We start from the raw sequence: 24,294 nt of genomic DNA, 5'->3' as shown, positions 1-24,294 counted from the left end.
GCCTGGGTCCAAACGCGAAAAGGCCCGCGAGGCGAACCTCGCGGGCCTTCGTCGGTCGAAACCGAAGATGCTTAGGCGGCGACGGCGGTCGCGGCGGCCTTGGCCTTGACCTGGCGCTTGATCTTCAAGGCGCGCGGCGACAGCTGCTCGTCCTTGGCGCTCAGCAGGAACACGTCCAGGCCGCCCCGGAAGTCCAGGGTGCGCAGGGCCGCGTTGCTGATGCGCAGCTTGAAGGTCTGACCCAGCGAGTCCGACTGCAGCGACGCGGGCGACAGGGCCGGCAGGAAGCGGCGCTTGGTCTTGATGTTCGAGTGGCTCACATTGTGGCCGACCATCGGACCGATCCCGGTGAGTTCGCAACGGCGCGACATGGCGGATACCTTGGGCTTGGGCGAAGCCGACGGCTCCGCAACATGAATTCGGCGCGCGAAGGGCGGACCGCCGCGCGAGAGCGGGCGATATAGGCGAAGGGGGCTCGCCGAGTCAAGCCGCGCCTGACGATCCGTGCCCCAACATCGCCTTCAAGCGCGGTTCATCTGCCGCTCTCTATATAGAGTGTCGTCCACGAGGAGATTGATGCATGCGCCTGCTCGCCCCCGCCATGATCGCCGGAACCCTGGTCCTGGGCGTCGTGGCGGCCATCGCGGCCCCCCAGATGGCTGACGCGGCCGGCGCGCACGCGACGATCCTGCCCGGCCAGTGGGAGTACAGCTACCGCATCGGCCCGATCCCGGCCGGCGGCGAGGACCGCTGCCTCAAGCCGGCCGACGTCGAGCAGTTCTCCAAGGGCATCTGCACCCGCAAATATACCTGCGACTACGAGACTCGCGTGGTGCAGGACGGCAAGGTGGCCTTGAAGGGAACCTGGACCGACAAGAAGGGCAGGGTCGCCCCGGTGACCGCCAACGGGACCTACACCCCCGAAAGCTTCCGCCTGAACGTCCGCATGAAAACGATCAATGGCCTCCCCCTGGCCGGGGTGATGGACGCCAAGCGCGTCAGCGCCGAGTGCAAGGCGGGCTGACGGGTCGGGCTCAAGCCTGTTTGTGGTTAATGCGAATTAAGCTACAATAGGTGGTAGGGAACAAACACTGAATCGGGCCAAGTCGCTGATTCGGTCATGATTCGTTTCGCTCGTGTTCGGGCGAAGGTTAGCCGGCGTTAACCGGTCGAGCTTCCCAGGCCTGGCGACATCATCGGACGGGCGGCCGCAGGGCCGTCGCGACCAGCTGGGTGTCCATATATTCGGTCAGCGAGACGATCTTGCCGTCCGCCAGCCGGCAGACCCAGCAATAGGTGTTGTCGTAGCGCTGGCCGGTCTTGGTGGCGACCTTGCCCCGGCATTCGACGACCACCGTGTCGCCCTCGGCGATGATCGCGTCGGCGACGTTCAGATATTGGTCGGCGAACTGGGCGAACAGCGGGGTCAGCAGGTCGCGGCGGATGGCGGCCTTGCCGGCATAGACGCCCGACCAGGGCGTGGTTCCGATCATCCGCCAGACGGTGGCTTCGTCCAGGCTGTCGAGGAACAGGCGGGCGTCGCCGCGCGCCAGGCCCTCGAAGATCGCCTGCATCAATTGCTTGTTGTCGTCGGTCGCGCTCATGGCGGCTCTCCGGGCTGGGGATGGAGCCTGATGATCGGGCGATGATGATCATTCATCCAATCGATGCTGCTGATGATCTATATTCGCCAAATGAACCTCGCCCGGCTCGACCTGAACCTGCTGCTGGCCCTGGACGCCCTGCTGGCCGAGGCCGGCGTCGGGCGGGCGGCGCAACGCCTGAACCTGTCGCAGCCGGCGGTCAGCCATGCCCTGCGCCGCCTGCGCGAGGCGACCGGCGACCCGTTGCTGGTGCGGGTGGGGCCGCGGATGGAGCTGACGCCGCACGCCCAGGCCCTGCGCGCGCCCCTGGCCCAGGCCCTGGACCAGGTGCGCGGCCTGTTTCAGGCCCAGGGCTTCGACCCGGCGACCAGTACGCGGCGCTTCCGCCTGATGATGCCCGACCTGTGCGTCGACCTGCTGATGCCGGCGGTGCTGGCCCAGGTCGCCGCCGCCGCGCCCGGCCTACGCCTGGACGTCGTGCCCTGGCGCGGCCCGGCCGTGCTGACCCCGGACTTCGCCCGCACCATCGACCTGGTGGTCGCCTGGACCGGCGAGGCCTATCCCGGCTTCCATCGCCAGACGCTCTATACGGATCGCGACGCCCTGGCCGTGCGGCGCGGTCATCCGGACATCGACAGGCTCTCGACCGTCGAAGGCTTCACCGCCGCCCGCCACGTGGCCGTGGTCGGGGCCGGCGAGCGCGACGACGCCATCGAGCCCTTCCTGCGCCAGAACGGCGTGGAACGCGGCATCGCCCTGGCCGTGCCCAGCTACCTGCAGGCTCTGAGGATGACCGCCCGCTCCGACCTGGTGGCCTTCGTGCCGGGCCGGCTGATCGCGGCCCTGACCGGGCCCCTGGACCTGGTCCGGGTCGAGCCGCCGATCGATCCGGGCGAGGACCGCCAGTACCTGTTCCATCCGGTGGTGGCGCACAGAGATCCGGGCTCGGTGTGGATCCGCGAGCTGGTGCTGCGGGTGGGCAGGGCGCTGTAAAAACCCCCTCAGTCGCTCCGCGACAGCTCCCCCAGAGGGGGAGCATCTCGGCGCCGCGCAGATCCTCCCCCTCTGGGCAGGGCTATCGCATATGGCCAAAAGCGGTTGTCATCCCGGACGAGCGCGCAGCGCGAAGATCCGGGACCGACGCGTGAACTCTGTGTTTGTGGCGGTCCCGGATCGGCGCTCGGCTCCGCCGAGCTTGTCCGGGATGACAGCTTCTTTTTCAGATTTTTCAGAGCAGATTCATATGCGAGAGCCCACTCTGGGAGGGGGCCTACCGCCCCCGCTGCGGCGCCACCGAGAACTCCAGGTCGAACAGCGTCGGCGCGGCGCTGGTCCGGGCCCGCTCGATGGTCAGCATCCGCGCCTTGGTCTCCACTCCGCCGGGAGCCGAGAAACCGCCGCTCTTGCCGTCGGCGCCCAGAACGCGGTGGCAGGGGACGATGATCGGCCAGGGGTTCTCGCCCAGGGCCTTGCCGATGGCCCGGGCCGCGCCCGGCTCGTTCATGACCTTGGCGATCTGGCCGTAGGTCGAGGTCTCGCCGGGCGGGATGGCGCGGGCGATCTCGTAGACCCGGCGGTTGAACGGGGCGACGATGCTGAAGTCCAGTTCGACGTCCGTCAGGTCGTCGCGGCCGCCGGCCAGCAGGTCGTTGATCCGCTCGATCGTCCGCTGGACGACGGGCGGTGGCGGAGATGTCTCGACCGCGTCCGGATAGCGCCGGCGCAGCCGGGCCCAGGCGGCGCCCGGCGCGGCCTCGGGCAGCTGCGCGCCCACCAGCCCCTGCTCGCCCCAGGCCAGGCCGCACAGTCCGATCGGCGTCTCGAAGAGGGCGAAGCCTTGGGTCATGCGAGGAATATAGCAGCGGGCGAGGGGGAGTGGAGTCGCCGATCGGTGCTTCTCTCTCCCGTTGTCATCCCGGAAAGCGCGCAGCGCTTGTCCGGGATCCAGGTGAACCGCACCGCATCAGCCCAGTCCCCTGGGTCCCGGACAGCCTCTGCGAGGCTTCCGGGATGACAACCGTTGACGCGCGGGTTGTTTCCAACTGCGCCGTTCCTCCCTACGATTTCCGTTTCTTGCTGTCCCGGAGAGCCTTGTGCGCCGCATCCTCACCCTCGCCGCCTTGATGGCCAGCGCCAGCCTGGCGCCTGCCTTCGCCGGCGACCTGCTGATCCACGGCGGTCCGATCCATACCGGCGTCGCCGCCGCCCCGACGGCCCAGGCCGTGCTGGTCCGCGACGACCGCATCGCCTTCGTCGGCGACCTGGCCGCGGCTCGGGCCAAGGCGGCCAAGGACGCGCGCGACATCGACCTGAAGGGCGCGGCGGCCTTCCCCGGCTTCGTCGACGCCCACGCCCACCTGACCGGCGTCGGCCTGCGCGAGCTGACCCTCAACCTGGACCGCACCGACTCGGTCGAGAGCCTGGTCGCCGCCGTAAAGGTCTACGCCGCCGCTCATCCCGACGGGCCGATCTTCGGACGGGGCTGGATCGAGACCCACTGGCCCGAGAAGCGCTTCCCCAACCGCGCCGACCTCGACCGCGCCGCGCCCGGCCGGATCGTCGTGCTGGAGCGGGCCGACGGCCACGCGGTGGTCGCCTCCAGCGCCGCCCTGGCGGCGGCCAAGGTCACCGGGGACACGCCTGCCCCGGCCGGCGGCCAGATCCTCAAGGGCCCCGACGGCGCGCCCGACGGCCTGCTGGTCGACCACGCCCAGGGCCTGGTCGCCGGCGTGATCCCGCCGCCGTCCGAGGCCCTCAAGCGCCAGGCCCTGGAAAAGGCCGGCGCCCTCTACGCCTCGCGCGGCTGGACGGGCCTGGGAAACATGAGCGTCGAGGCCCCCGACCTGGCGATCCTGACCAGTCTGGCGGCGGAGAAGAGGTTCGGCCTGCGCGTCGACAACTACATGGATCCCAGCGGCGCGGCCCAGGTGCTGGCCAAGGGGCCGTCGACCGACGCCACCGGCCTGATCCGGGTGCGCGGGATCAAGCTCTACATGGACGGCGCCTTGGGCTCGCGCGGCGCGGCCTTGCTGGAGCCCTACAGCGACGCCGAGGGGCTGGGCCTGCAGCTGACCCCGCGCGACAAGGGCCTGGCGCTGATGAAGCAGGCCAAGGCCGTCGGCGCCCAGGTGGCCATGCACGCCATCGGCGACCGCGGCAACCGCATGGCGCTGGACTGGTTCGAGGAGGCCCTTGCCGGCGACACCAAGGCCCGCTGGCGCATCGAGCACGCCCAGATCGTCGCCGACACCGACCTGCCGCGCTTCGCCAAGCTGGGCGTCGTCGCCTCGATGCAGCCCAGCCACGCCATCGGCGACCTCTATTTCGCCCCCGCGCGCCTGGGCAAGGACCGGCTGCACGAGGGCTATCGCTGGAAGGACTTCCTGGACAGCGGGGCGGTGATCGCCGCCGGCTCGGACGCGCCGGTCGAGGTCGGCGACCCGCGCATCGAGTTCTACGCCGCCGTCTATCGCCACAGCCTGGGCGGCTTCGCCAACGCCGACTGGCATCTGGACGAGGCGGTCAGCCGCGACCAGGCCCTGCGCATGCTGACCTGGGCCCCGGCCTACGCCGCCTTCGCGGAGGCGGATCGCGGCACGCTGGAGGCCGGCAAGAAGGCCGACGTCACGGTGTTCAGCAAGGACCTGATGACCGTGGCCCCGGCCGAGATCCTGAAAGCCGAGACGGTCCTGACGGTGGTCGACGGCAAGGTGGTGTTCGAGAAGTAGGGCAGGGCCAGTCCTGTCTTTTTCTGTCTACTCTCCCTCTCCGTTGTCATCCCGGAAAGCGCGGAGCGCTTGTCCAAGACCCAGGTGAACCGCAAGGCGCCCAGCCCAGTCCCCTGGGGTCCCGGACAGCCTCTGCGAGGCTTCCGGGATGACAACGATTTGGGAGCGGGCCCTACTTCCGCGACCGCTCCACCACCTCGCGCACCGCGTCGATGACGGCCTGGGGCTGGTCGAGCTGGATCTGGTGGCCGGTGTTGGCGACGGTCAGGACTTGGCCGCTCGGCGCCGGCGCCAGTTCGGCGAACTCGGCGACCGCGTCGGTCACGATCCCGTCATAGGCCGCCTGACTGACCGAAGCCGGCTTGCCGTAGACGCGCCTGAGCAGGATCACCGGCGGGGCGTCGGCCAAGGATGGCGCGACGCTCCATTGGGCCTGGTCCGACGTTGGGCCGCTCGGCGTTTCGCCGTGGAAGGCGAGATATTCCGAGAGCGTGGCCGCCTGGGTCTGGGCGCGGGCCAGCTGGCGGTCCGTCTCGGCGTGCAGGACGGGATCCTCCAACGGCGGGTCATCCAGGCAGGCGGCGTCGCCAGGCCGTCCCGGAACCAGCTGGCCGGCCCTGGCCAGGTCCAGGCAACGCCGGTAGCGCGCGACCTGCTCCAGGCGGTTCGCGTCCAGCTTGGCGACGGCGTCCGGACCCAGGAACTTCAGATAACTCTCGCGCTGACCGAAAGTCGAGGGATCGACCAGCACCAGGCCGGCCACCTGCCCGGGATGGGTGCGCGCGTAGTAGCTGACATAGCGCCCGCCCAGCGAATGGCCGACCAGGACGGGTTTTCCGAGCCCGGCGGCCTTGATCAGCCATTCCAGGTCGGCGGCGTTGTGGACCAAGTCGGACGGATGGTCGCTGGGGTCGCTGAAGCCTAGGCCGGCCCGGTCGTAGGAACAGGCGGTGGCGAAGGCGGCGATTCGGGCCTGGACCTTGCGCCAGGTCATGGTGGTGTCGCTGAAGCCGGTCTCCATCAGCACGACGGGCCCGTGGCCTTGGCAGAACAGGTTCAGCTTGCGACCGCCGCCGATTTCGACCAGTCGGGCCGGGGCGGTGTAGACGGCCGAAGGAATGGCCTCGGGGACCTGGGCCGTCGCCACGCTGGACACAGCCCAAGCCGCCAGAACCGCCGACCCGACAAGATGCTTCATGCTCGCCCCCGTTTTCAGGGAGAGAGGAAAGCGCGAATGGGGTCTGATCATGGCGCGCGGTAAAAGCCCGGCGGCTCCCTACCGCACGATCGTCGCCTGCCGGGCCGTCAGCAGCCAGCGCTCGCCCTCGGGGCGCCACAGCTCGGTGAAGCGGCGGCGGACGGTTTGACCGGCCAGCGGGTTCTGGCCCTTGGGCACGACGGTCTCCTCGCCCATCAGCAGCACCATGTCGCCGCGCAGGGCGGCGTGCTCGATCAGGCGTTCGTACTGGCTGTAGCTGATCTTGCCGTCGGCGTTCAGCTGGCGGACCACGGCGCTGGAGGCGACGATGTTGACCGGATTGTTGACCACCAGCTCGGGCGCCAGGGCGGCGGCGAACACCGCATATTCGTCGGCGACCAGGGCAGCGTCCACCTTCTCGATCGCGTGCATCACGGCGGCGATCCTGTCGTCGAGCACCGCCGCCTGGACCTCGGGATTGGCGGCCTTCCATCGGGAATTCTGCACGGCTCGAGCCTCCGTTCGGTGACGTAAGGACAGCCTGGGAAGCATAGGCCTCGCCGGGGCGACGGCAAGCCGTCCCGGCCCGATGCGTCAGTTCACCACGCGACCAGGACCAGTCCCGGAATGTCCTGGAAGTCGGCCGCGTTGCGGGTGACCAGGGCGGCGCGGGGCGCCAGGGCCTGGGCGGCGATCATGCGGTCCAGAATCTTGCGGCGCGAGTAACCGGCGGCCTCGACGATCGCGCGATAGGCGTCGGCGGCCAAGTCATGGCCTGGTCGTGGCGAGCTGGATCCATGCGGCTTGGGTCGCCAACCTGTGGTCTTCGTTCCAGGGCGGGCCGAGCGCGGCGCCCATGGCCTTCAGGCGCGCCTCCAGCGTTGGGCCGTCGATCCGCAGCGCCTCGCCCAGCAGGCCCGGAAGGTCGTGCTCGCCCACGCGGCGAACCTCCAGCTCCAGTCCGGCGCAGGCCGAGGCGACGACGTCGCGATAGAAGTCGCCTTCCGCGGCGTGGATTCGGGCATGCGCCCGGAGGATATCCTCAAGGCTTCGCGAAGGCCGCGCCGGCCCGCCCGGGACGACGGCCACGCGGACCTCGACACCGTCGCGCCGCAGATCGGCGATGAAGCGGACGACCTCACGCGCCGCGTTGGCTTGCGTCGCCGCGCGAACCTCGGCGATCAGGGCGTGGGCCTTGGCCGGCTCCAGGGCGGCGGCCTGATGATAGACGAAGCGTTCCAGGCCGGCGGCGAAGACGATCCGGCGTCGCGCGACGACTCGCGGCGCATCCGGATGGCCCGCGAGCGCGACCGCGGCGGTCCAGTAGGTGTGGGGCCGAAATCCCAGGACGGCCATCGAGGGGCTGTCGTCCATGGCGTCCTCCGCGTGGGTCGACGCTACGCTTCGGGCCTTCAAGAGTCCTCTCTCATCGGAGGGCTATACGGTCACACCCCGCTTGCCCCGCCGCGATTCCCATCCCACCTTTGAGTCATGAGCGACCGTTCGACAGGCCTGGCCCCTTCCAAGCTCACGGCGGTTCTCGGCCCCACCAACACCGGCAAGACCCACCTGGCCGTCGAGCGGATGCTGGGCCACGCCTCGGGGATGATCGGCCTGCCGCTGCGGCTGCTGGCCCGCGAGATCTACGACCGGATCGTCAAGCTGCGCGGCAAGGCTTCGGTGGCCCTGATCACCGGCGAGGAAAAGATCGTCCCGCCGCGCGCGGCCTATTTCGTCTGCACGGTCGAGGCCATGCCGCTGGGCCGGGAGGTCGATTTCGTGGCCGTCGACGAGATCCAGCTGTGCGCCGATCCCGAGCGCGGTCACATCTTCACCCATCGGCTGCTGCACGCCAGGGGCCGGTTCGAGACCATGCTGCTGGGCGCGGGGACCATGGCCCCGCTGGTGCGCCGCCTGCTGCCCGACGCCGAGATCGTGACGCGGGAGCGGTTTTCCAACCTGACCTATTCCGGTTCCAAGAAGCTGACCCGCCTGCCGCGCCGCTCGGCGGTGGTGGCCTTCTCGACCGACGCCGTCTACGCCATCGCCGAGCTGATCCGTCGCCAACGCGGTGGGGCGGCGGTGGTGATGGGCAGCTTGAGCCCCCGCACCCGCAACGCCCAGGTGGCGCTCTACCAGAGCGGCGAGGTCGACTTCCTGGTGGCCACCGACGCCATCGGCATGGGCCTGAACATGGATGTCGACCACGTGGCGTTCGCCGGCCTGCGCAAGTTCGACGGCAAGCGCACCCGCTGGCTGCATCCGCAGGAGGTGGGCCAGATCGCCGGCCGCGCCGGACGCTACACCCGCGACGGCACCTTCGGGGTGACCGGCGACTGCGAGGAGATGGACGAGGACCTGGTCGAGAGCGTGGTCGAGCACCGGTTCGAGCCGGTGATGGGCGCGGAATGGCGCAACGCCCGGCTGGACTTCGGCTCCTTGCAGGGCCTGCTGCGCTCGCTGGCCGAGCCGCCGCATCGCGTGGGCCTGTCGCTGTCGGAAGAGGCGCTGGACGAGCGCACCCTGCGCAAGCTGGCCCAGCAGGAGGACGTGGTCGCCCGCTGCAAGGCCGACCGCTCGGCCCTGATCCGGCTGTGGGACGTGTGCCAGACGCCGGACTTCCGCAAGACCACCGACGACGACCACCAGCGCATGGTCCGCACCCTGTTCGACGACCTGACCACCGGCCGCAAGCGCCTGCCGGAAGACTGGATCGCCGGCCAGTTCAAGGCCCTGGACCGCACCGACGGCGAGATCGACAGCCTGGCCGCCCGGCTGTCGGGGGTGCGTACCCTCAGCTACATCGCCAACCGCGGCGACTGGCTGCACAACCCGGTTCAGTGGCAGGGCATGACGCGGTCGCTGGAGGACCGGCTGTCCGACACCCTGCACGAGAAGCTGATGGCCCGGTTTATCGACCGGCGCACCAGCGTGCTGATGCGCCAGCTGGGCGACCGCGAGACGATGCTGGCCGGGGTGGGGGCCGACGGGGCGGTGACGGTCGAGGGCCATGTGGTCGGCCGGCTGACCGGCGTCACCTTCGTCCAGGAGAAGGGCGGCAGCGCGCTGGAGGAGAAGGCGCTGCGCAACACCGCCCAGCGGGCCGTCACCCCCGAGATCGCTCGTCGCCTGGGCAAGCTGGCGGCCGAGCCCGACGGCGCCTTCACCCTGACGCCGGACGGCGTGGTGCTGTGGAACGGCGAGGCGGCCGGGGCGGTGCGCGCCTCCTCTGCAGGAGGGGGCGTGAACCTGCTGGCGCCGCGCGCCCGGCTGCAGGGCGACCTGGGCGACGCGGCGGCGCGGGAGCGGGCCGAGCGGCGGCTGGACGCCTTCCTGGCCGGCGAGGTCGACCGCAAGCTGCCTGGCCTGCGCAAGCTGGAGCGGGCCCTGTCCGGCGGCGAGCTGAAGGGCCTGCCGCGCGGCCTGGCCCACCGGCTGCTCGAGGCCGGCGGTGTGCTGGACAAGCGCGCGGTCGACACCGACCTGAAGGCCATGAGCCAGGCCGAGCGGCGCAACCTGAAGGCCCTGGGCGTGCGGATCGGGGCGTTCAGCCTGTTCCTGCCGTCGGTGCTGCGGCCCGAGGCGCTGGCCACCGCCCGCGCCCTGACCCCCGGCGGCTGGCGCGGCGAGAGCGAGCGCCTGGCCGCCGCGCCCAGCCCGCCGCCCGACGCTCGCGCCCTGGCCGCCAACGGCCTGCGCCTGGTCGGCAAGGCGGTGGCCCCGGTCGAGATGCTGGAGCGGCTGGACGCCCTGCTGCGCGAGGGCCAGCGGCCCGGCGGGGTGGTGCTGACCGACGCCGCCCGCGACACCCTGGGCTGGACGCCGGCCGAGGCCGCCGCCGTGCTGCGGGCCCTGGACTACACCCCGGCGATCCGCCCCAAGGAGGGCGACCCGATCCTGTGGAAGCGGCGCGGCGCCCAGCGGCCCGAGCCCAAGGTCACGGCGCGTCCGGACTCGCCGTTCGCGGCCTTGGCCCGGTTGACCGAGCCGCCGCCGAGACGGAAAAAGCCGCGCCGCCGCAAGCCGGCCGCGGCCGCCAAGGTCGCCTCATGAGCGACGAGGACCCCGGCCACTGCCGCGCCGACGTCTGGCTGTGGCGCGCGCGGTTCTTCAAGACCCGCTCCCTGGCCGGCCGCTTCGTCGAGGAAGGCCGCATCCGCCTGACCCGGACGGGCGTCGAGAGCCGCGTCGACAAGCCCTCGCGCGGCCTGCGGGTCGGCGACGCCCTGATGTTCGCCATCGGCGGCCGCATCGTCTCGGTGCGCGTGCTGGGCTTCGGCGAACGGCGCGGCCCGGCGACGGAAGCGCGGGAGTTGTACGAGGCGGTGGAGGGGTGACGGTCCTCCCCCAAAGGGGGAGGATCTTTGAATCTTGGCCACCACTTCCGCGAGCATTTCGGGTGGACGTTCCCCATGAACGCCCTAGCTTGGACGCCGGAATGGGAGGGCTTCGCATGATCCGTCGTTTTGTCTTGGCCTTGGGTTTGGCTCTTGCCCTGACCGGGCCGGCTTTCGCCGCTGACAAGCCGCCGCCGATCCGCGTCTTCGACATCCCGACGCTGGAGCGCCTGGGCGGGGCGATCTACCGCCAGGACCGCGCCGCCTGGTTGGCCACCGACGCCCTGACGGCCAAGGTTCCCGATCTGAACGGAGCGGGCTTCAAGGGCTGGATCGTCGAAGGCCAGGGCGACGAGGAGAAGGTGCGGTTCCTGCGCGACACCGGTTCAGGCCTGGAAGCGGGCTACGACGTGGTGGTCGGCCGCAAGGGCGCGGGGGCGGTGGTCCAGCCGGCCGACCGGTCGCTGACCGCCGAAGAGCGCGCGGCCTTCGCTGCCCGCCAGACGGCGATCAAGAAGCTGCCGGGCGTCTGCCGCCAAGGCTACAACAGCGTCGTGATCAGGGATGTCGAGGGCGACGGCTGGCTGGTCTGGCTGCTGGCCCCCAGTCCGGCGCGCGACGTGATCCCGATGGGCGGCCATTATCGCTTCTCGGTCAGCGCCGACGGCCAGACGGTCAACCGGGTCGATGCTCTGTCCGCCAGTTGCCTGACAATGAACGCCAAGCCGGACCTGCCGCCCGGCGCCAAGTCGCCGATGCTCTACGTCAACCATATCGTGTCGCCGACGCCGCTCGAGACCCATGTCTTCCTGGGGCTGATGTACCGCCTGCCGATCGTGGTCGGGACCGGCAAGGACACGCTGTGGATCGTCGAGGGCGGCAAGATCTCGCGGATGAAATAGCGATCACGTGCAGCTGGCCGGGGGCGCCAAAGAGGTCCTCCCCCTGTGGGGGAGGCGATCGCGTAGCGATCGGTGGGGGGAGTTTTAGGACGCTCGATCCGGGTTGTGGCCGTCTGCCGATCACTCCCCCCTCCGTCGGCTTCGCCGACACCTCCCCCAAGGGGGGAGGATTTTTAGACCCCAAACCCTTTCAAATACCCCGGCACCAGCGCCGCCGGCATCGGCCGGCTGAAGTGGTAGCCCTGGATCTGGTCGCAGCCGTAGTCGGCCAGGGCGTCCAACTGGGCCTGGTCTTCGACGCCCTCGGCGATGACCTTCATGCCCATCGACGAGCCCAGGGTGACCACCGCCTTGACGATGGCCGCGTCCTCGGCGTTCTGGACGAAGGACTTGTCGATCTTCAGCCGGTCGATGGGGAACTGGCGCAGGTTGGCCAGGCTGGCGTAGCCGGTGCCGAAGTCGTCGAGCGCGATCATCACCCCGGCCTGGTGCAACTGGCGGACGGTGTCGCTGACCATGTCCGAGCCCCAGCCCATATAGACGTTCTCGGTGACCTCGATGGTCAGCCGATCGCACGGCACGTTCCAGCGCTTGAGCCGATCCTGGACCTCTTCGGCCAGGCGTCCGCTGCGGAACTGGGCGGCCGAGATGTTGACGGCCACGCGGCCGAACTCGACGCCGGCGTCGAGCCAGTCGCGCATCTGCTTCAACGCGGTCTCGAAAGCCAGGTCGCCCAGCTTCAGCGACAGGTCCTGATCCTCGAAGGCGGCCATGAAGCGGTCGGGGGTCAGCACGCCCTGCTCGGGATGGTCCCAGCGCATCAGGGCCTCGAAGCCGCTGACGCTGTTGGACGCCCCATCACGCGAGATCTCGACGACGGGCTGGTAGTAGAGCACGAACTCCTTGGCGGTGATCGCCGCGCGCACGTCGCGCAGCAGCTCGATCCGCCGTTCCAGGGCCGAGCGCATCGACGGGTCGAACACCACGCTGCGGTTGCGGCCCTCGTCCTTGGCCCGATAGAGCGCGATGTCGGCGTTCTTGATCATGTGGCTGGGATCGGCGTCCGGATCGCCGTGCAGGGCCGCCCCGATGCTGGCGCTGACCGAGAAGCTGCGGCCGCCGTGCTCGATCGGCCGGCGCAGCAGGTCCTGCAGGGCGTTGACCGGCCGCATCATGTCGGCCTCGGAATGCAGACCGCGCAGGATCACCGCGAACTCGTCGCCGCCCAGCCGCGCCACGGTGTCGCCGGCGCGGAACGCCGCATGCAGCATCTCGGCCAGCCGCTTGAGCAGGGCGTCGCCGGCGTCGTGGCCCAGGGTGTCGTTGATGTCCTTGAAGTGATCGACGTCGATCATGATCAGGCCGAACAACTCGCCCATGATCTCGGAAGCGTCGACGGCCTCCTGGAACTTGCGATTGAAATACGCTCTGTTCGGCAGGCCGGTCAGGCTGTCCTTGAAGGCCAGGTTCTCGACGGCCTCGGTCTGCCGGCGGCGGTCGGTGATGTCCTTGAACAGGTTGACCAGCCGTTCTGGCTTGCCGTCGGCGCCCAGGAACTTCTTCCCGACCGAGCGCACCCAGGTCTCGACCCCGTCGTCGCGGTTGAGGCGGAACTCGAAGACCTGGGCCTCGCCGTCCTTGCGGGCCCGGACCATGTCGGCGATCCGCTCATGGTCGTCGGGGTGGACGATCTCCATCGGGTCGTTCTTGAACAGGCACCACTTCTCCAGTTCGGGCGAGGTGCCCGAGCAGTAGATCTCGCCGGTCCGCAGGTCGTATTCGCGGACCATCAGCTCGTCGAGCTCCAGGGCCATTCTCAGCCGCTGCTGGTCGCGCTCGGCCTTCAGGGCGGTCTCGGCGTAGCCGCTGACGTCGCGGGCGGTGACGATGACCGCCAGGGTGCGGCCTGTCTCTGTGAGGGTGGCGGCGAATTCGGTGCGCCAGATACGCGGCTCGGCGCCGCCCACCGAGATCGAGCGGTAGCGCGAGAACGGCTCGCCGAACGCCACGCAGCGCTCCAGGCTGTCGATGTCCTCGGGGCTGACCAGGGCGCGGCGGAAGTCGTCGCCGACCGAGACGCCGGGCGACAGGCCGTGGCTGGCCCAGTCGGGGCTGACGGCGGTCAGGCGGAAGCCGGCGTCGACCAGCGCCGCCGCGAACGGGGCGTGGCGCACGAACGTCTCGAAGGCGTCCATCTGGGCCCCTGGGGCCTTGGTCTCCTGCGGCGTGATCGAGACCTGGGTGCGCACGGCGGCTCTCGTCATGGGTCGGGTTGTCGACTTCTTGTTTGTTTTCCTCGGCTTGGTTGTGACCGAGCTTCGATAAGAAAGGGTAACGTAACGGCGGTATCCGAGGATCCGCGCCTATTTAAGGTGGCGTCCGGCCCACAAGGCGAGGCCGGTGTGAGAAATCCTGGGCCTCCGCGCAGCCAAGCCGCATTGACAAGCGGCCCCTTGGCTTCGAAAACGCGGCCTCTCTCGCGCTAGTCCCGGAAGACACCGAGCCTTCGATGACCTACATCGTTACCGACGCCTGCATCAAATGTAAGTTCATGGACTGCGTCGAAGTGTGCCCGGTCGACTGCTTCTATGAGGGCGAGAACTTCCTGGCCATCAATCCGGACGAATGCATCGACTGCGGCGTCTGCGAGCCCGAGTGCCCGATCGACGCCATCAAGCCCGACACCGAGGACGAGCCGGACGGCAAGTGGCTGCGGATCAATTCCGAATACGCCAAGATCTGGCCGAACATCACGGTCAAGGGCACGCCCCCCGCCGACCGCGAAGAATTCGAACGCGAAACCGGCAAGTTCGAGAAATATTTCAGCGAAAAGCCCGGCAAGGGCAGCTGAGTCGGCCGGCCCGGGCTTCGGCTCAGGGAACGCCGGCCGGCGTATGGCTGGCGATGCCGCCGCCCCGGGCCAGACGGCGATCGAAATCCCGGAATTTCGCCGGAAATGGCCGGAAAGATCGGTCAAATCGGCTTGGCCGGGCGGCTAAACAGGTCGCAAGCCTTTCATCAAGCTGAATTTTATGATATTGTCGCTCTCGACGTAACGGTCGCGATTGCTTGCGCCTGCCGTCATGTGGACGATGTCAGCCGGGAAACCGGCGCGCCCGATCGAAGGCGAAGGGTGACTTAAGCACTATTCCAAATCCTGACCGGTACTGGCCCCGCAACGTTTCGCGGACGGGTCCTTGTCGCCGTTTGGGACGCCCTTTGGATGGTTTCGAGACGCGGTGTTTTGGGCTTGGCCCGAACTTATTGAGGACGAACGAATGAGCAAGAGCGGTCTGGAATTCTCGGTCGGCGATCACGTCGTTTATCCCGCGCACGGCGTGGGCAGCATCCAGGGCGTCGAAACCCAGGAAGTGGCCGGGATGTCGCTCGAGGTCTACATCATCACCTTCGACCACGAGAAGATGACCCTGCGCGTGCCGACCAAGAAGGCCAAGACCGCGGGCCTGCGCCCGCTGGCCGAAGGCAATGTCGTCAGCCAGGCCCTGACCACCCTGAAGGGCCGCGCCCGCGTCAAGCGCACCATGTGGTCGCGCCGCGCCCAGGAATACGAAGCCAAGATCAACTCGGGCGACCTGATCTCGATCGCCGAGGTGGTCCGCGACCTGCACCGCGCCGAGAACCAGCCGGAACAGTCCTATTCGGAGCGCCAGCTCTATGAATCGGCCCTGGATCGCATGGCCCGCGAAGTCGCCGCCATCGAGCGGATCGACCGCGAAGCCGCCATCGGCATCCTGACCAAGTCGCTGATCAAGAACGCCGCCTAAGGCGATCCGACAGCAATAGTCAGAGTTAAGCCAAGCGCCCCCGGATTTCGGTCCGGGGGCGTTTTGCGTTTTGAATTCTCGGAAACGCTTCCGCAACAGAATGGGCGCGCCCAGCACGAGGCCGATTGATACCGCTACCTTGCTGAATTAGTCTGACTAATAAGAGCGGCCTGGACGAAGATCCGGGTTGGCGAGGAAGCGCGAGAAGGATCCCGATGACCCCTGTACAGTTCGGCGCGAGGCGGCCTTGGCGGCTCCTGCTCGTGGGCCTGGCCCTGGCCGTATGGCCCATGGCCGAGGCGGCGCAAGCTCAGGCGCCCGCGTCCGCCGTCCAGCCTGGCGAGGACGGCCTGACCGTCCGCACGGCCCAGGGCGCGGTCAATGTCCAGGTCTGGGGCGACAGCATCGTCCGGGTCCGGCGCTACCGCGGCGCGATAGCGCCGGACCGGACCAGCCTGGCGGTGGTCCTGCCCCGGCCGGCCCAGCGGTTCAGCGTCGCCAACACCCCGACCGGCGTCGAGATCACCACGCCCGCGCTGAAGGTCGCCATCGCCCGCGACAGCGGCGCGGTCTCGTTCAGCGACGCGGCCGGAACCCTCTACACCCAGGAGGTCCTCAAGCCCGGCGACGACAGCCTGGCGCCGTCCGCCAGCGGCGGGGCCGGCCTGTTCTCGGCCAACCAGGCGTTCGAGATCGCCGGTTCGCAGGAATTCCTCGGCCTGGGCCAGCATTCGGACGGCGGCATAGGCCGCAACGGCCGGCGCGTGCTGCTGCAGCAGGTCAACACCGACGTCGCCGTGCCCATGATCTGGTCGACCAAGGGCTACGGGATCCTGTGGGACAACGCCTCTGTGACGGCGGTCGAGGTCGGCGTGCCCCAGGCCTCGAGCCGCCTGACGTTCCAGTCCGAGGCCGCGCGCGACATCGACTACTATTTCATCGCCGGTCCGGAGCCCGACGCGGTGATCGCCGGCTATCGCCGCCTGACCGGCGCGGCGCCGATGATGGCCCGCTGGACCTGGGGCTTCTGGCAATCGCGCGAGCGCTACGCCTCGCAGGACGAGCTGGTCGGGATCGCCCGCCGCTATCGCCAGATGAACATCCCGATCGATGCGGTGATCCAGGACTGGCAGTACTGGGCGCCGGGCCAGTGGGGCTCGCACCAGTTCGACCCCGCCCGCTATCCCGACCCCAAGAAGATGCTGGCCGACCTGCGGGCCATGGACGTGCACGCCATCGTCTCGGTCTGGCCGCGGCTGGACGCCGACCTGGCCAACACCAAGGCGCTGGACGCGGCCGGCGTGCTGTTCCCGCCGACCTACCGCAATGTCTATCCGGAAGGCTCCGGCCGCTGGTACGACCCCTACGGCAAGGCCGGCCGCGACCTCTACTGGTCGCAGATCTCCAAATCGATGACCCCGATCGGCTTCGACGGCTACTGGCTGGACGCCAGCGAGGCCGAGCTGGGCGGAAACTGGGGCGAGATGCGCGCCCTGACCACCGCCGCCGGTCCGGGCGCCGAGGTCTACAACGCCTATCCGCTGATGCACACGACCGGCGTCTATGACGGCCAGCTGAGGGACGCGCCCGGCAAGCGGCCGTTCGTGCTGACCCGCTCGGCGTGGCTGGGCCAGCAGCGCAACGCCGCGGTGACCTGGTCGGGCGACATCCACGGCGACTGGGAGGTGTTCCGCAAGCAGATCCCGGCCGGGCTGAACTTCGTGGCCAGCGGCATCCCCTACTGGAACACCGACATCGGCGGCTTCTTCGGCGGCGAGCCGGGCGACGCCAACTATCGCGACCTGTTCGTGCGCTGGTTCCAGTACGGCGCCTTCACCCCGATGTTCCGGGTGCATGGCACCGGGCCGTCCAAGGAGATCTGGCGCTTCGACGAACCGGCGCAAGCGATCCTGCGGCGCTATGTCGAGCTGCGCTACCGCCTGCTGCCCTACATCTACGCCACGTCCTGGCGGGTCACCGACCAGGGCTACACGATGATGCGGCCGCTGGAGATGGACTTCGCCGCCGACCCGCTGGCCCACGGGATTCCCGACCAGTACCTGTTCGGACAGAACCTGCTGGTCAGCCCGGTGGTCCAGCCCAAGGCCGAGACCCGGACCGTCTACCTGCCCGGCAAGGCCGACTGGTACGACTTCTGGACCGGCCGCCGCCACGCCGGCGGCTCGACGGTGACGGTGGCGACGCCGCTGGACGTCCTGCCGCTCCACGTGCGGGCCGGCGCGATCCTGCCGCTGGGCCCGGTGGTCCCGCACGCGGCGGCGGGCGCCGATGCGCCGCTGGAGCTGCGGGTCTACCGCGGGGCCGACGGGGCCTTCACCCTCTATGACGACGAGGGTGATGGCCAGGGCTACCGGCAGGGGCGGCGGGCGACCATCGACCTGCGCTGGGACGAGGCGCGAAAGACGCTGACGATCGGCGCGCGGAAGGGAAGCTATCCGGGCATGCCGCGCGAGCGGACCTTCAACATCGTCTGGGTCGGCGACCAGAGCGGCCTGGGCCTGGCCGTGACGCCGCCGGCCCGGACTGTGTGCTACACCGGCCAGGAAACGGTGGTGACCGCGCCGTAGGGGCGGCCTCCAAGCTGGTGCGTGGTCCTCGTCCTTCGACAAGCTCAGGATGAGGACCATTTACAGACCCGGCAGCAAGAAAACCTCATCCTGAGCTTGTCGAAGGACGAGGTTTTCGGCCGCGGAACGGCTGTCATCCCGGACGAGCGCGCAGCGCGAAGATCCGGGACCGGGGCGCACGCCGACGGCCTGCTCACGGGCGATCACGCAGATGGCTTCGCCAGCTCGCCATACGCGACGAGGAATGTTTCGACCGTCGCGTCCGCGTGGCGTTCCAGTTCGGCTTGGGAACGCGGAGTCTTGTTACCCGTGAACATCGCCTCGTTCATGGGGATCCAGAGCAACATTCCAAAGAAGTGGCTCGCGGCCAAATAGGGGTCCGGTGTCCGAAGAAGCCGTCGGGCGGTCAACTGCTGGAAGCAGGTCGCCATCGAGGTCAGCATGCGTTCGAAGCCTTTTTCGTACCAGTCACGGCCGAGCTGAGGCATTCGATCGGCATTGGCGATGATCAGGCGTCGGAGTTTCAGCCGGTCCTCATCCATCAGCGTCGTCATGAAGCGTCGAGCGACCTTGCGCAGGCCGCCCGTCTTGAATTCCGCCTCGGTAAGCAACGCCGCGACCGCGTCGAAGGCGTCGGTGGCCTGCGCGGCCGACGCGCGGATGACCTCGCCAAAGAGCGTCTCCTTGTCGACGAAATGTTTGTAGACGGTCTGTTTGGAGACGCCGGCCTTGGTGGCGATCTCCTCCATGCTCGTTCCGTCATAGCCCTGGCTGACGAACGCCACGGTGGCGGCGTGAACGATGTCACGCTCCTTGCGCGCCGATCGGGTCTCGACACCAACCTTCATATCATTCCCAATCCGGTACTAGACGGTTCCGTTCCGTGCGTGATATGCCGAGGCACGGTACTAGACCGACTAGTACCGTGCCTGAGGAGCGATATCAGCTAATGGCTAGGATGATTTTCGTAAATCTGCCAGTGCGCGATCTGCCGGCGGCGACGCGCTTCTACGTCGCGATCGGGGGCGCGTTGAATCCGCAGTTCTCGAACGATGACGCCAGTTCGGTGATGTTCTCGGACTCGATTGGGGTCATGCTGCTGACGCACGAGCACTATCGACAGTTCACCGCGCGGCCGATCGGAGACCCTAGGCGCGAGAGTCAGATGCTCATCGCGCTCACCGCCGACAGCAGGGACGCGGTGGACGCCACGATCGAAAAGGGTGTGGCCGCGGGCGGCCGCGCCGATCCGAATCCGGCCCAGGATCTTGGTTTCATGTTCAATCGCCATATCGAAGACCCCGATGGGAACGTTTGGGAGGTTCTGTGGATGGACCCCTCCGCCACGCAGTAGCGGCCAGTGCGCCGAGGCGTGCAGGCGCGACCCTTGAACCCACCCATAGACCACGCGATCGAGAGGCGAAGTCAGATTGCCGAGTTCAGAACCCAAGCTCGACGCCTACGCCGAAGGCGTCGAAGCGTTCGCCAAGCCGATTCTGGCGCATCTACGCGGCCTCATCCGCGCGACCTGCCCGGAGGCTGTCGAAACCCTAAAATGGGGAATCCCCCATTTTGACTACCGGGGCGAGATGATGTGCATTTTCGCCGCCTACAAGTCGCATTGCGCCTTTTCCTTCTGGAAAGGCGCGCTGATGAGCGACCCACGGCTCAAGGCGAGCATCGACCTGCCGGCGTCAAAACGCTTCATGGGCAAGTTGACGAGTCTCGCGGATCTCCCTGCCGACGCCGAGCTGATCGCCTGGATCCGCGAGGCCATGCTGCTCAACGAGCAAGGCGCGAAGGTCGCGCCTCGCAAGGCATCCGCCGCGCCCAAGATTGTCGTTGCGCCCCCTGCCTTCGTCGAGCGCCTTGCAGCTTCCCCATCCGTCAGGGCCATGTTCGAGAGCAAGTCGGCGTCGTTCCAGAAAGAATACAATGTCTGGATCGCTGAGGCGAAGACCGAAGCCACGCGCGACAAGCGGATTGACGAGGCGCTCGCCTGGATCGCCGAAGGCAAGGGCCGGTTCTGGAAATATGCGAAGGGCGGCTGAAAGCATCGGCCCCCTCGCACACTGGAGACGCCGGGTGACCTCGCGCGACGGCCCGAGGTCGCCCTGTTGACAGCAGGCTGTCAGCAGCGATGCGTCACGATGCCGGCGTTGTTCCAAGGATGGAGAGCGCCATGACCGACCTGCCCCTGAAGGCTCGCTGCCACTGCGGCGCCACCCAGTTCGAGGTGGCGCGGGCGCCGACCGAACTGACCGACTGCAACTGCTCGTTCTGTTCGCGGCGCGGCGCGCTGTACGCCTATTACCGGCCGGCCCAGTTCCGGCTGACCACGGCCCGCGACCGGGTCTCGACCTACCAGTGGGGCCACTATCTGGGCCAGCACCATCACTGCGCCATCTGCGGCTGCCCGACCTATTCGGAATTCCCCAGCTTCGACAGCGGCCAGCCGGACTTCGACGACCCGCGCATCAGCATCAACGCCCGGCTGCTGGTGGATTTCGCCTGGGACCAACTGCCGGTGCGCAAGACCGACGGCAAGGCCTATTAGGGGCAGTCGCCGGAGCCGGCCGAGGCTTCCCTAGGCTGTAAAAAGAATTTGACAGCCCGGCACGGTGTGTCAAAACTCTTTTACAGGTAGCGAGGAGGCCGGCATGGCTGTCGAACGACGTCAGAAGAGAATCTGGATGGCCGGGGGCGCGGCGCTGTTGGCTGCGCTGGCTGTGGGGCTGGTCAGCGGCGTGGTCATCGTCGCCGGCCAGGGCCGCGTGCCCCTGGCCGTGATCGTGCTGGCCTGCGCCGCCCTGACAGGGGCGGCCCTGCTGGCCACGATCCCCTGGTGGCGACGGCTGGACCACATGGCGCGCGACGCCCACCTGACCGCCTGGTACTGGGGCGCGTCGTTCGGCGGCGGCGTGGCGCTGCTGGCGACCATCGCCGCGAGCGGCGTCCGAGCCCCCTTGTTCCAGGGCGCGGCCCTGGTCTTCCTGGCCCAGGTCGCGGCCTACGGCGTCTGCTGGCTGGGCTGGTGGGCGATGCGCCGGTCGAAGGCCGCGTGAAGAACCGGCTGCGCGAGGAGCGCCTGGCGCGCGGCTGGAGCCAGGGCGACCTGGCCGAGCGGGCGGACGCGTCCCGCCAGACCATCAACGCCATCGAGGCCGACAAGTACGACCCGTCGCTGCCGCTGGCCTACCGCCTGGCGGCCCTGTTCGAGCTGCCGGTCGAGCGGCTGTTCTTCAATCCGTTCGTGCCTGCGAGCGGGGACTGACGGTCCCTCCCACGCCGGTGCGCGGGCCATGGCTCACGCCGCCTTGCCGAACCCCTTCACCGCGTCCTCCAGCAGGACCGGATCGATCGGCTTGTTCAGCACCACCACGTCCTCGAACCCCTTGCGGGGCAGGGCGCCGTAGCCGGTGGCGAACACGAAGGGGATGCCGGCCGCCCGCAGGCGCTCGGCGACCGGGAAGACCATCGTGCCGCCGATATTGACGTCCAGCACCGCCCCGTCCAGGGCCGGCGGCGTCGCCGCGTCGCTCAGATAGGCCAGGGCCTCCTCGACCGCCCCGAACGAGCCCGAGATCTGGCAGCCGAAGTCGGTCAGCAGGTCCTCGACCATCAGCGCCACCAGGGCCTCGTCCTCGACGATCATGATGCGCGGAGCGTTGGCGGGCGCGGTCATGCCGGCGCCCTCGGGGCCGCCTGCGCCGCGATCCGGTCCGACAGCGGCGCGCGCAGGGCGTAGCTCAGGCCCTTGGGCTGGTAGGTCAGCCTGGCCTCGCCGCCCAGGTCGCGGGCCACGCCGCGTTCCAGCAGCTTGGTGCCGAATCCCTGGCGCTTGGGCACGAAGACCGGCGGACCGCCGCGCTCGACCCATTCCAGGACCAGGCTGGGCACGCGGCCGCCCTCGCCGTCGATGTCCTCGACCCGCCAGGCCACGGTGACCTGGCCGCTGGCCGAGGTCAGCGCCCCGTGCTTGGCGGCGTTGACCATCAGTTCGTGCAGGCTCATGTGCAGGGCCACCGCCGTCTCGGCCGTCAGGGCGATGGCGGGACCGCGAGCGGTGAAGCGCGGGTCGGCCAGGCCGCCGAACGGCTGCAGCGCCGCCTCCAGCACGTCGCGCAGGTCGGTGCGGCCCCAGGCCTGGCGGGTCAGCAGCTCGTGGGCCCGCGACAGGCCCATTAGCCGCGACTCGAACGACTCGGTGAAGTCGGCCGGCGAGGGGGCGGCGCGCAGGGTCTGGCGGGCGATCGACTGCACCGAGGCCAGGGTGTTCTTCACCCGATGGTCCAGCTCGCGCAGCAGGAAGGCGCGCCGCTCCAGCGCCTCGTTCAGCGAGGCGTAGAGCCGGGCGTTCTCGATGGCCGCCGCCGTGGCCCGGGCCATCGCCTCCAGCCGGATCACGGTGTCCGGCGATGGGGTCTGGCCGGTCGCCCAGTAGGCCCCGATCGCGGCGATCGGGTCCTTGGGGCGCACCGGGGTCATCACCAGGCTCTTGACGAAGGTCGGGCGGTAGGAGTCGTGCGGGACGCGGTCGTCGGCGTAGATGTCGGGGATCACCACGGTCTGGCCGTGCAGCATGGCCCAGCCGGAGACGCAGGCGGTCATCGGGAAGCGCTGGCCCTTCCACATCGGGCCGATGGCGTCCTCGTCCAGGTACCAGCACTGGTCGCCGTCGCGCAGCACGAAGCAGACTCCGTCGGCCCCGGACATCCGCCGAGCGGCCGAACGCACCACCGCGGCGACCTCCTCGATCGTGCGCGTGGCCGACAGCGCCTCGATGGTCTCGACCAGCGTGATCAGGGCGGCGTGGTCCGCCTGTTCGGAACGCTCGGCGTTCGCGACGTTTAGCACTTTTGGTTGTCCCGCATGCGCATGTCCCCGGGCGACCCTAGCAGCCGTCAGGGTCGCGGCAAGGTGGAGCCTATGCTTAATGCTCGTCACATGCGACGCCGCGGACGCGTCCCTGGGGCCGTCGGCGCGGGGATCCTCAACGACTTCAAGGCGCGCGGCCTTGGGACCCTGGTTCAACTCCCGCGACAATCGGCCGCGATCCAGCGCGCCCTCCCAGCGGCCCACCAGCAAGGTGGCCACGCCGTCGACGGTGAAGGTTGGCCGGGGCCCGGCGCTCGCTCATGAACCGGTCGCCCCGACCCGCACCGCCGGGCCGGCGATGGGGATGTCGGGGACCCGCCCCGACCTCGGGCTACAGCGCTCCGACCAGCCCGCCCACGGCGATGCCGATCGGCGCGATGCTCTAGGCTGCGGTGACGATTTAGCTATTTGAGCCAAAGCATGATGGCTGCCAGAGTGACGAAACCCATGAAGGTGGCCGCCAGCTTGTCGTATCGGGTTGCGATACGGCGGAAGTGCTTGATGCGGCTGAAGAAGCGTTCGACGCGATTGCGCTCCTTGTAGAGAGCCGTGTCGTAGGCGTGCTGTCGCTTTCGATGACGGCGGGGCGGCACGACGGGGTCGCCGCCCTGTTGGATGATCTTCAGATAGAGCCGATCGGCGTCATAGGCCTTGTCGGCCAAGACATATTCGGCGGCCAGTCCATCGATCAGGTCGCAGGCGGGCGCCATGTCGTTCTGCTGGGTCGTTCTGCTGGCCTGGCCCCAGGATGATGCGAACCGGCAAGCCGCGAGCGTCTACGCAGACGTGGATCTTGGTTCCGAAGCCGCCGCGAGACCGGCCAAGCGCCTGGGCGTCCAGTCCCCCTTTTTCGCCGCGCGCCGGCGGCTTGGGCGTGGGCGCGGATCACGGTGGCGTCCAGCATGACCCATTCCAGGTCGGGCTCGGCCGCGACCGCCTCGAACAGCCGGGCCAGCACCCCCATCTCGATCCAGCGGTAGTAGCGCCGCTTGGCTGTCTGGTAGGGTCCAAACCGTTGCGGCAGATCACGCCACCGACCGCCCGAGCGCGCCATCCACAACAGCGCATCCACAAACAGCCGGCCATTGCTGCGCGGTCCACGCTTGCCCTTGCGGCCGCCCGGCACGAACGGCTCGATCCGCGCCCACTGATCGTCTCGAAGAACCTCGCCTTCCAACACCGCCTCCAAAAAGCAGCGTTGAATCAGAACCGCGCGCCCTTGCGAATCCTAAATCGTCACCACGACCTAGAGCGTCTTCGGCGCGCGCGGCAAG

The 24,294-nt window shown here is 68.9% G+C and carries 24 protein-coding genes and 2 pseudogenes; 14 read left to right on the top strand and 12 right to left on the bottom strand.

Annotated elements, in window-relative coordinates:
• Nucleotides 1–71: 71 nt before the first annotated feature.
• Complete coding sequence (gene rpmB / locus ACSQ2G_RS15270) at nucleotides 72–371, bottom strand: 50S ribosomal protein L28 (protein ID WP_310081001.1); 300 nt, start codon at nucleotides 369–371, stop codon at nucleotides 72–74.
• A gap of 209 nt (nucleotides 372–580) precedes the next feature.
• Here rpmB and ACSQ2G_RS15265 point away from each other — a divergent pair, with 209 nt between their 5' ends.
• Nucleotides 581–1,024: a DUF3617 domain-containing protein gene (locus tag ACSQ2G_RS15265; RefSeq protein ID WP_436032264.1), complete on the top strand. Its 444-nt coding sequence runs from the start codon at nucleotides 581–583 to the stop codon at nucleotides 1,022–1,024.
• Between the two features lie 169 nt (nucleotides 1,025–1,193).
• Here ACSQ2G_RS15265 and ACSQ2G_RS15260 read toward each other — a convergent pair whose 3' ends face one another.
• Nucleotides 1,194–1,604: a nuclear transport factor 2 family protein gene (locus ACSQ2G_RS15260; RefSeq protein ID WP_436032262.1), complete on the bottom strand. Its 411-nt coding sequence runs from the start codon at nucleotides 1,602–1,604 to the stop codon at nucleotides 1,194–1,196.
• 72 nt (nucleotides 1,605–1,676) lie between these two features.
• Here ACSQ2G_RS15260 and ACSQ2G_RS15255 point away from each other — a divergent pair, with 72 nt between their 5' ends.
• Nucleotides 1,677–2,597, top strand: a complete 921-nt coding sequence (locus ACSQ2G_RS15255) for a LysR family transcriptional regulator (protein WP_436032260.1) — start codon at nucleotides 1,677–1,679, stop codon at nucleotides 2,595–2,597.
• A gap of 277 nt (nucleotides 2,598–2,874) precedes the next feature.
• Here the strand turns inward: ACSQ2G_RS15255 and ACSQ2G_RS15250 are convergent, their stop codons facing one another.
• Nucleotides 2,875–3,450, bottom strand: a complete 576-nt coding sequence (locus ACSQ2G_RS15250; protein ID WP_436032258.1) for a methylated-DNA--[protein]-cysteine S-methyltransferase — start codon at nucleotides 3,448–3,450, stop codon at nucleotides 2,875–2,877.
• Nucleotides 3,451–3,727: 277 nt separating this feature from the next.
• Between ACSQ2G_RS15250 and ACSQ2G_RS15245 the strand changes: the two genes are divergently transcribed.
• The gene (locus ACSQ2G_RS15245) at nucleotides 3,728–5,332 is read left to right on the top strand and encodes an amidohydrolase (protein WP_436032886.1); all 1,605 of its coding nucleotides are present in this window, start codon (nucleotides 3,728–3,730) and stop codon (nucleotides 5,330–5,332) included.
• Nucleotides 5,333–5,504: 172 nt separating this feature from the next.
• Here the strand turns inward: ACSQ2G_RS15245 and ACSQ2G_RS15240 are convergent, their stop codons facing one another.
• The 4 genes and pseudogenes from ACSQ2G_RS15240 to ACSQ2G_RS15225 all read right to left on the bottom strand — a co-directional run bounded on the left by ACSQ2G_RS15240 (nucleotide 5,505) and on the right by ACSQ2G_RS15225 (nucleotide 7,904).
• A complete protein-coding gene (locus ACSQ2G_RS15240; RefSeq protein WP_436032256.1) occupies nucleotides 5,505–6,530 on the bottom strand; it encodes an alpha/beta fold hydrolase in 1,026 nt (341 codons plus the stop codon).
• A gap of 78 nt (nucleotides 6,531–6,608) precedes the next feature.
• Nucleotides 6,609–7,037, bottom strand: a complete 429-nt coding sequence (locus ACSQ2G_RS15235) for a nuclear transport factor 2 family protein (RefSeq protein ID WP_436032254.1) — start codon at nucleotides 7,035–7,037, stop codon at nucleotides 6,609–6,611.
• 92 nt (nucleotides 7,038–7,129) lie between these two features.
• Nucleotides 7,130–7,294, bottom strand: a pseudogene (locus tag ACSQ2G_RS15230) (VapC toxin family PIN domain ribonuclease); the annotation flags it as partial.
• 4 nt (nucleotides 7,295–7,298) lie between these two features.
• Nucleotides 7,299–7,904, bottom strand: a complete 606-nt coding sequence (locus tag ACSQ2G_RS15225) for a hypothetical protein (RefSeq protein WP_436032252.1) — start codon at nucleotides 7,902–7,904, stop codon at nucleotides 7,299–7,301.
• 117 nt (nucleotides 7,905–8,021) lie between these two features.
• Between ACSQ2G_RS15225 and ACSQ2G_RS15220 the strand changes: the two genes are divergently transcribed.
• The 3 genes from ACSQ2G_RS15220 (at nucleotide 8,022) to ACSQ2G_RS15210 (ending at nucleotide 11,769) form a co-directional block, all read left to right on the top strand.
• Nucleotides 8,022–10,583, top strand: coding sequence for a helicase-related protein (locus ACSQ2G_RS15220; protein WP_436032250.1), 2,562 nt, complete (start codon nucleotides 8,022–8,024; stop codon nucleotides 10,581–10,583).
• Nucleotides 10,580–10,867 carry an RNA-binding S4 domain-containing protein gene (locus tag ACSQ2G_RS15215; RefSeq protein WP_028038235.1) on the top strand — a complete coding sequence of 96 codons (288 nt, stop codon included), beginning with the start codon at nucleotides 10,580–10,582 and terminating at the stop codon, nucleotides 10,865–10,867. The genes ACSQ2G_RS15220 and ACSQ2G_RS15215 overlap by 4 nt, the downstream gene beginning before the upstream one ends.
• A gap of 116 nt (nucleotides 10,868–10,983) precedes the next feature.
• Nucleotides 10,984–11,769, top strand: a complete 786-nt coding sequence (locus ACSQ2G_RS15210) for a hypothetical protein (RefSeq protein WP_436032247.1) — start codon at nucleotides 10,984–10,986, stop codon at nucleotides 11,767–11,769.
• A 173-nt stretch (nucleotides 11,770–11,942) separates the two neighbouring features.
• On the opposite strand, the gene ACSQ2G_RS15205 is transcribed toward ACSQ2G_RS15210, so the two are convergent.
• Nucleotides 11,943–14,033 carry a putative bifunctional diguanylate cyclase/phosphodiesterase gene (locus ACSQ2G_RS15205; RefSeq protein WP_436032245.1) on the bottom strand — a complete coding sequence of 697 codons (2,091 nt, stop codon included), beginning with the start codon at nucleotides 14,031–14,033 and terminating at the stop codon, nucleotides 11,943–11,945.
• 245 nt (nucleotides 14,034–14,278) lie between these two features.
• On the opposite strand from ACSQ2G_RS15205, the gene fdxA reads away from it, so the two are divergent.
• The 3 genes from fdxA (at nucleotide 14,279) to ACSQ2G_RS15190 (ending at nucleotide 18,142) form a co-directional block, all read left to right on the top strand.
• Nucleotides 14,279–14,620 carry a ferredoxin FdxA gene (fdxA, locus tag ACSQ2G_RS15200; RefSeq protein WP_029908209.1) on the top strand — a complete coding sequence of 114 codons (342 nt, stop codon included), beginning with the start codon at nucleotides 14,279–14,281 and terminating at the stop codon, nucleotides 14,618–14,620.
• Nucleotides 14,621–15,047: 427 nt separating this feature from the next.
• On the top strand, nucleotides 15,048–15,554 hold the full coding sequence (locus ACSQ2G_RS15195; protein WP_028038239.1) for a CarD family transcriptional regulator: 507 nt from the start codon (nucleotides 15,048–15,050) through the stop codon (nucleotides 15,552–15,554).
• Nucleotides 15,555–15,769: 215 nt separating this feature from the next.
• Nucleotides 15,770–18,142 carry a TIM-barrel domain-containing protein gene (locus ACSQ2G_RS15190; RefSeq protein ID WP_436032242.1) on the top strand — a complete coding sequence of 791 codons (2,373 nt, stop codon included), beginning with the start codon at nucleotides 15,770–15,772 and terminating at the stop codon, nucleotides 18,140–18,142.
• A 203-nt stretch (nucleotides 18,143–18,345) separates the two neighbouring features.
• Here ACSQ2G_RS15190 and ACSQ2G_RS15185 read toward each other — a convergent pair whose 3' ends face one another.
• A complete protein-coding gene (locus tag ACSQ2G_RS15185; RefSeq protein ID WP_436032240.1) occupies nucleotides 18,346–18,990 on the bottom strand; it encodes a TetR/AcrR family transcriptional regulator in 645 nt (214 codons plus the stop codon).
• 101 nt (nucleotides 18,991–19,091) lie between these two features.
• Between ACSQ2G_RS15185 and ACSQ2G_RS15180 the strand changes: the two genes are divergently transcribed.
• The 5 genes from ACSQ2G_RS15180 to ACSQ2G_RS15160 all read left to right on the top strand — a co-directional run bounded on the left by ACSQ2G_RS15180 (nucleotide 19,092) and on the right by ACSQ2G_RS15160 (nucleotide 21,416).
• Complete coding sequence (locus tag ACSQ2G_RS15180) at nucleotides 19,092–19,496, top strand: VOC family protein (protein ID WP_436032238.1); 405 nt, start codon at nucleotides 19,092–19,094, stop codon at nucleotides 19,494–19,496.
• Between the two features lie 76 nt (nucleotides 19,497–19,572).
• On the top strand, nucleotides 19,573–20,193 hold the full coding sequence (locus ACSQ2G_RS15175) for a DUF1801 domain-containing protein (RefSeq protein ID WP_436032236.1): 621 nt from the start codon (nucleotides 19,573–19,575) through the stop codon (nucleotides 20,191–20,193).
• A gap of 131 nt (nucleotides 20,194–20,324) precedes the next feature.
• Nucleotides 20,325–20,699 (top strand): GFA family protein, encoded by a 375-nt coding sequence (locus ACSQ2G_RS15170; protein WP_436032234.1) that lies wholly within the window; start codon nucleotides 20,325–20,327, stop codon nucleotides 20,697–20,699.
• Between the two features lie 103 nt (nucleotides 20,700–20,802).
• Nucleotides 20,803–21,207 carry a hypothetical protein gene (locus ACSQ2G_RS15165; RefSeq protein ID WP_436032232.1) on the top strand — a complete coding sequence of 135 codons (405 nt, stop codon included), beginning with the start codon at nucleotides 20,803–20,805 and terminating at the stop codon, nucleotides 21,205–21,207.
• Nucleotides 21,204–21,416, top strand: coding sequence for a helix-turn-helix transcriptional regulator (locus ACSQ2G_RS15160; RefSeq protein WP_436032230.1), 213 nt, complete (start codon nucleotides 21,204–21,206; stop codon nucleotides 21,414–21,416). The genes ACSQ2G_RS15165 and ACSQ2G_RS15160 overlap by 4 nt, the downstream gene beginning before the upstream one ends.
• A 33-nt stretch (nucleotides 21,417–21,449) precedes the next feature.
• Here the strand turns inward: ACSQ2G_RS15160 and ACSQ2G_RS15155 are convergent, their stop codons facing one another.
• The 3 genes and pseudogenes from ACSQ2G_RS15155 to ACSQ2G_RS15145 all read right to left on the bottom strand — a co-directional run bounded on the left by ACSQ2G_RS15155 (nucleotide 21,450) and on the right by ACSQ2G_RS15145 (nucleotide 24,200).
• The gene (locus tag ACSQ2G_RS15155; RefSeq protein WP_436032228.1) at nucleotides 21,450–21,827 is read right to left on the bottom strand and encodes a response regulator; all 378 of its coding nucleotides are present in this window, start codon (nucleotides 21,825–21,827) and stop codon (nucleotides 21,450–21,452) included.
• On the bottom strand, nucleotides 21,824–22,999 hold the full coding sequence (locus tag ACSQ2G_RS15150; RefSeq protein WP_436032226.1) for a sensor histidine kinase: 1,176 nt from the start codon (nucleotides 22,997–22,999) through the stop codon (nucleotides 21,824–21,826). Before ACSQ2G_RS15150 ends, ACSQ2G_RS15155 begins: the two co-directional genes overlap by 4 nt.
• A gap of 425 nt (nucleotides 23,000–23,424) precedes the next feature.
• A pseudogene (locus ACSQ2G_RS15145) lies at nucleotides 23,425–24,200 on the bottom strand (IS5 family transposase).
• Nucleotides 24,201–24,294: the final 94 nt, after the last annotated feature.

This window comes from Caulobacter sp. LjRoot300, assembly GCF_964253875.1.
Classification (GTDB): domain Bacteria; phylum Pseudomonadota; class Alphaproteobacteria; order Caulobacterales; family Caulobacteraceae; genus Caulobacter.
Note: the sequence above shows the minus strand (reverse complement) of the source record. Positions and strands in the feature narration are given on the sequence as shown.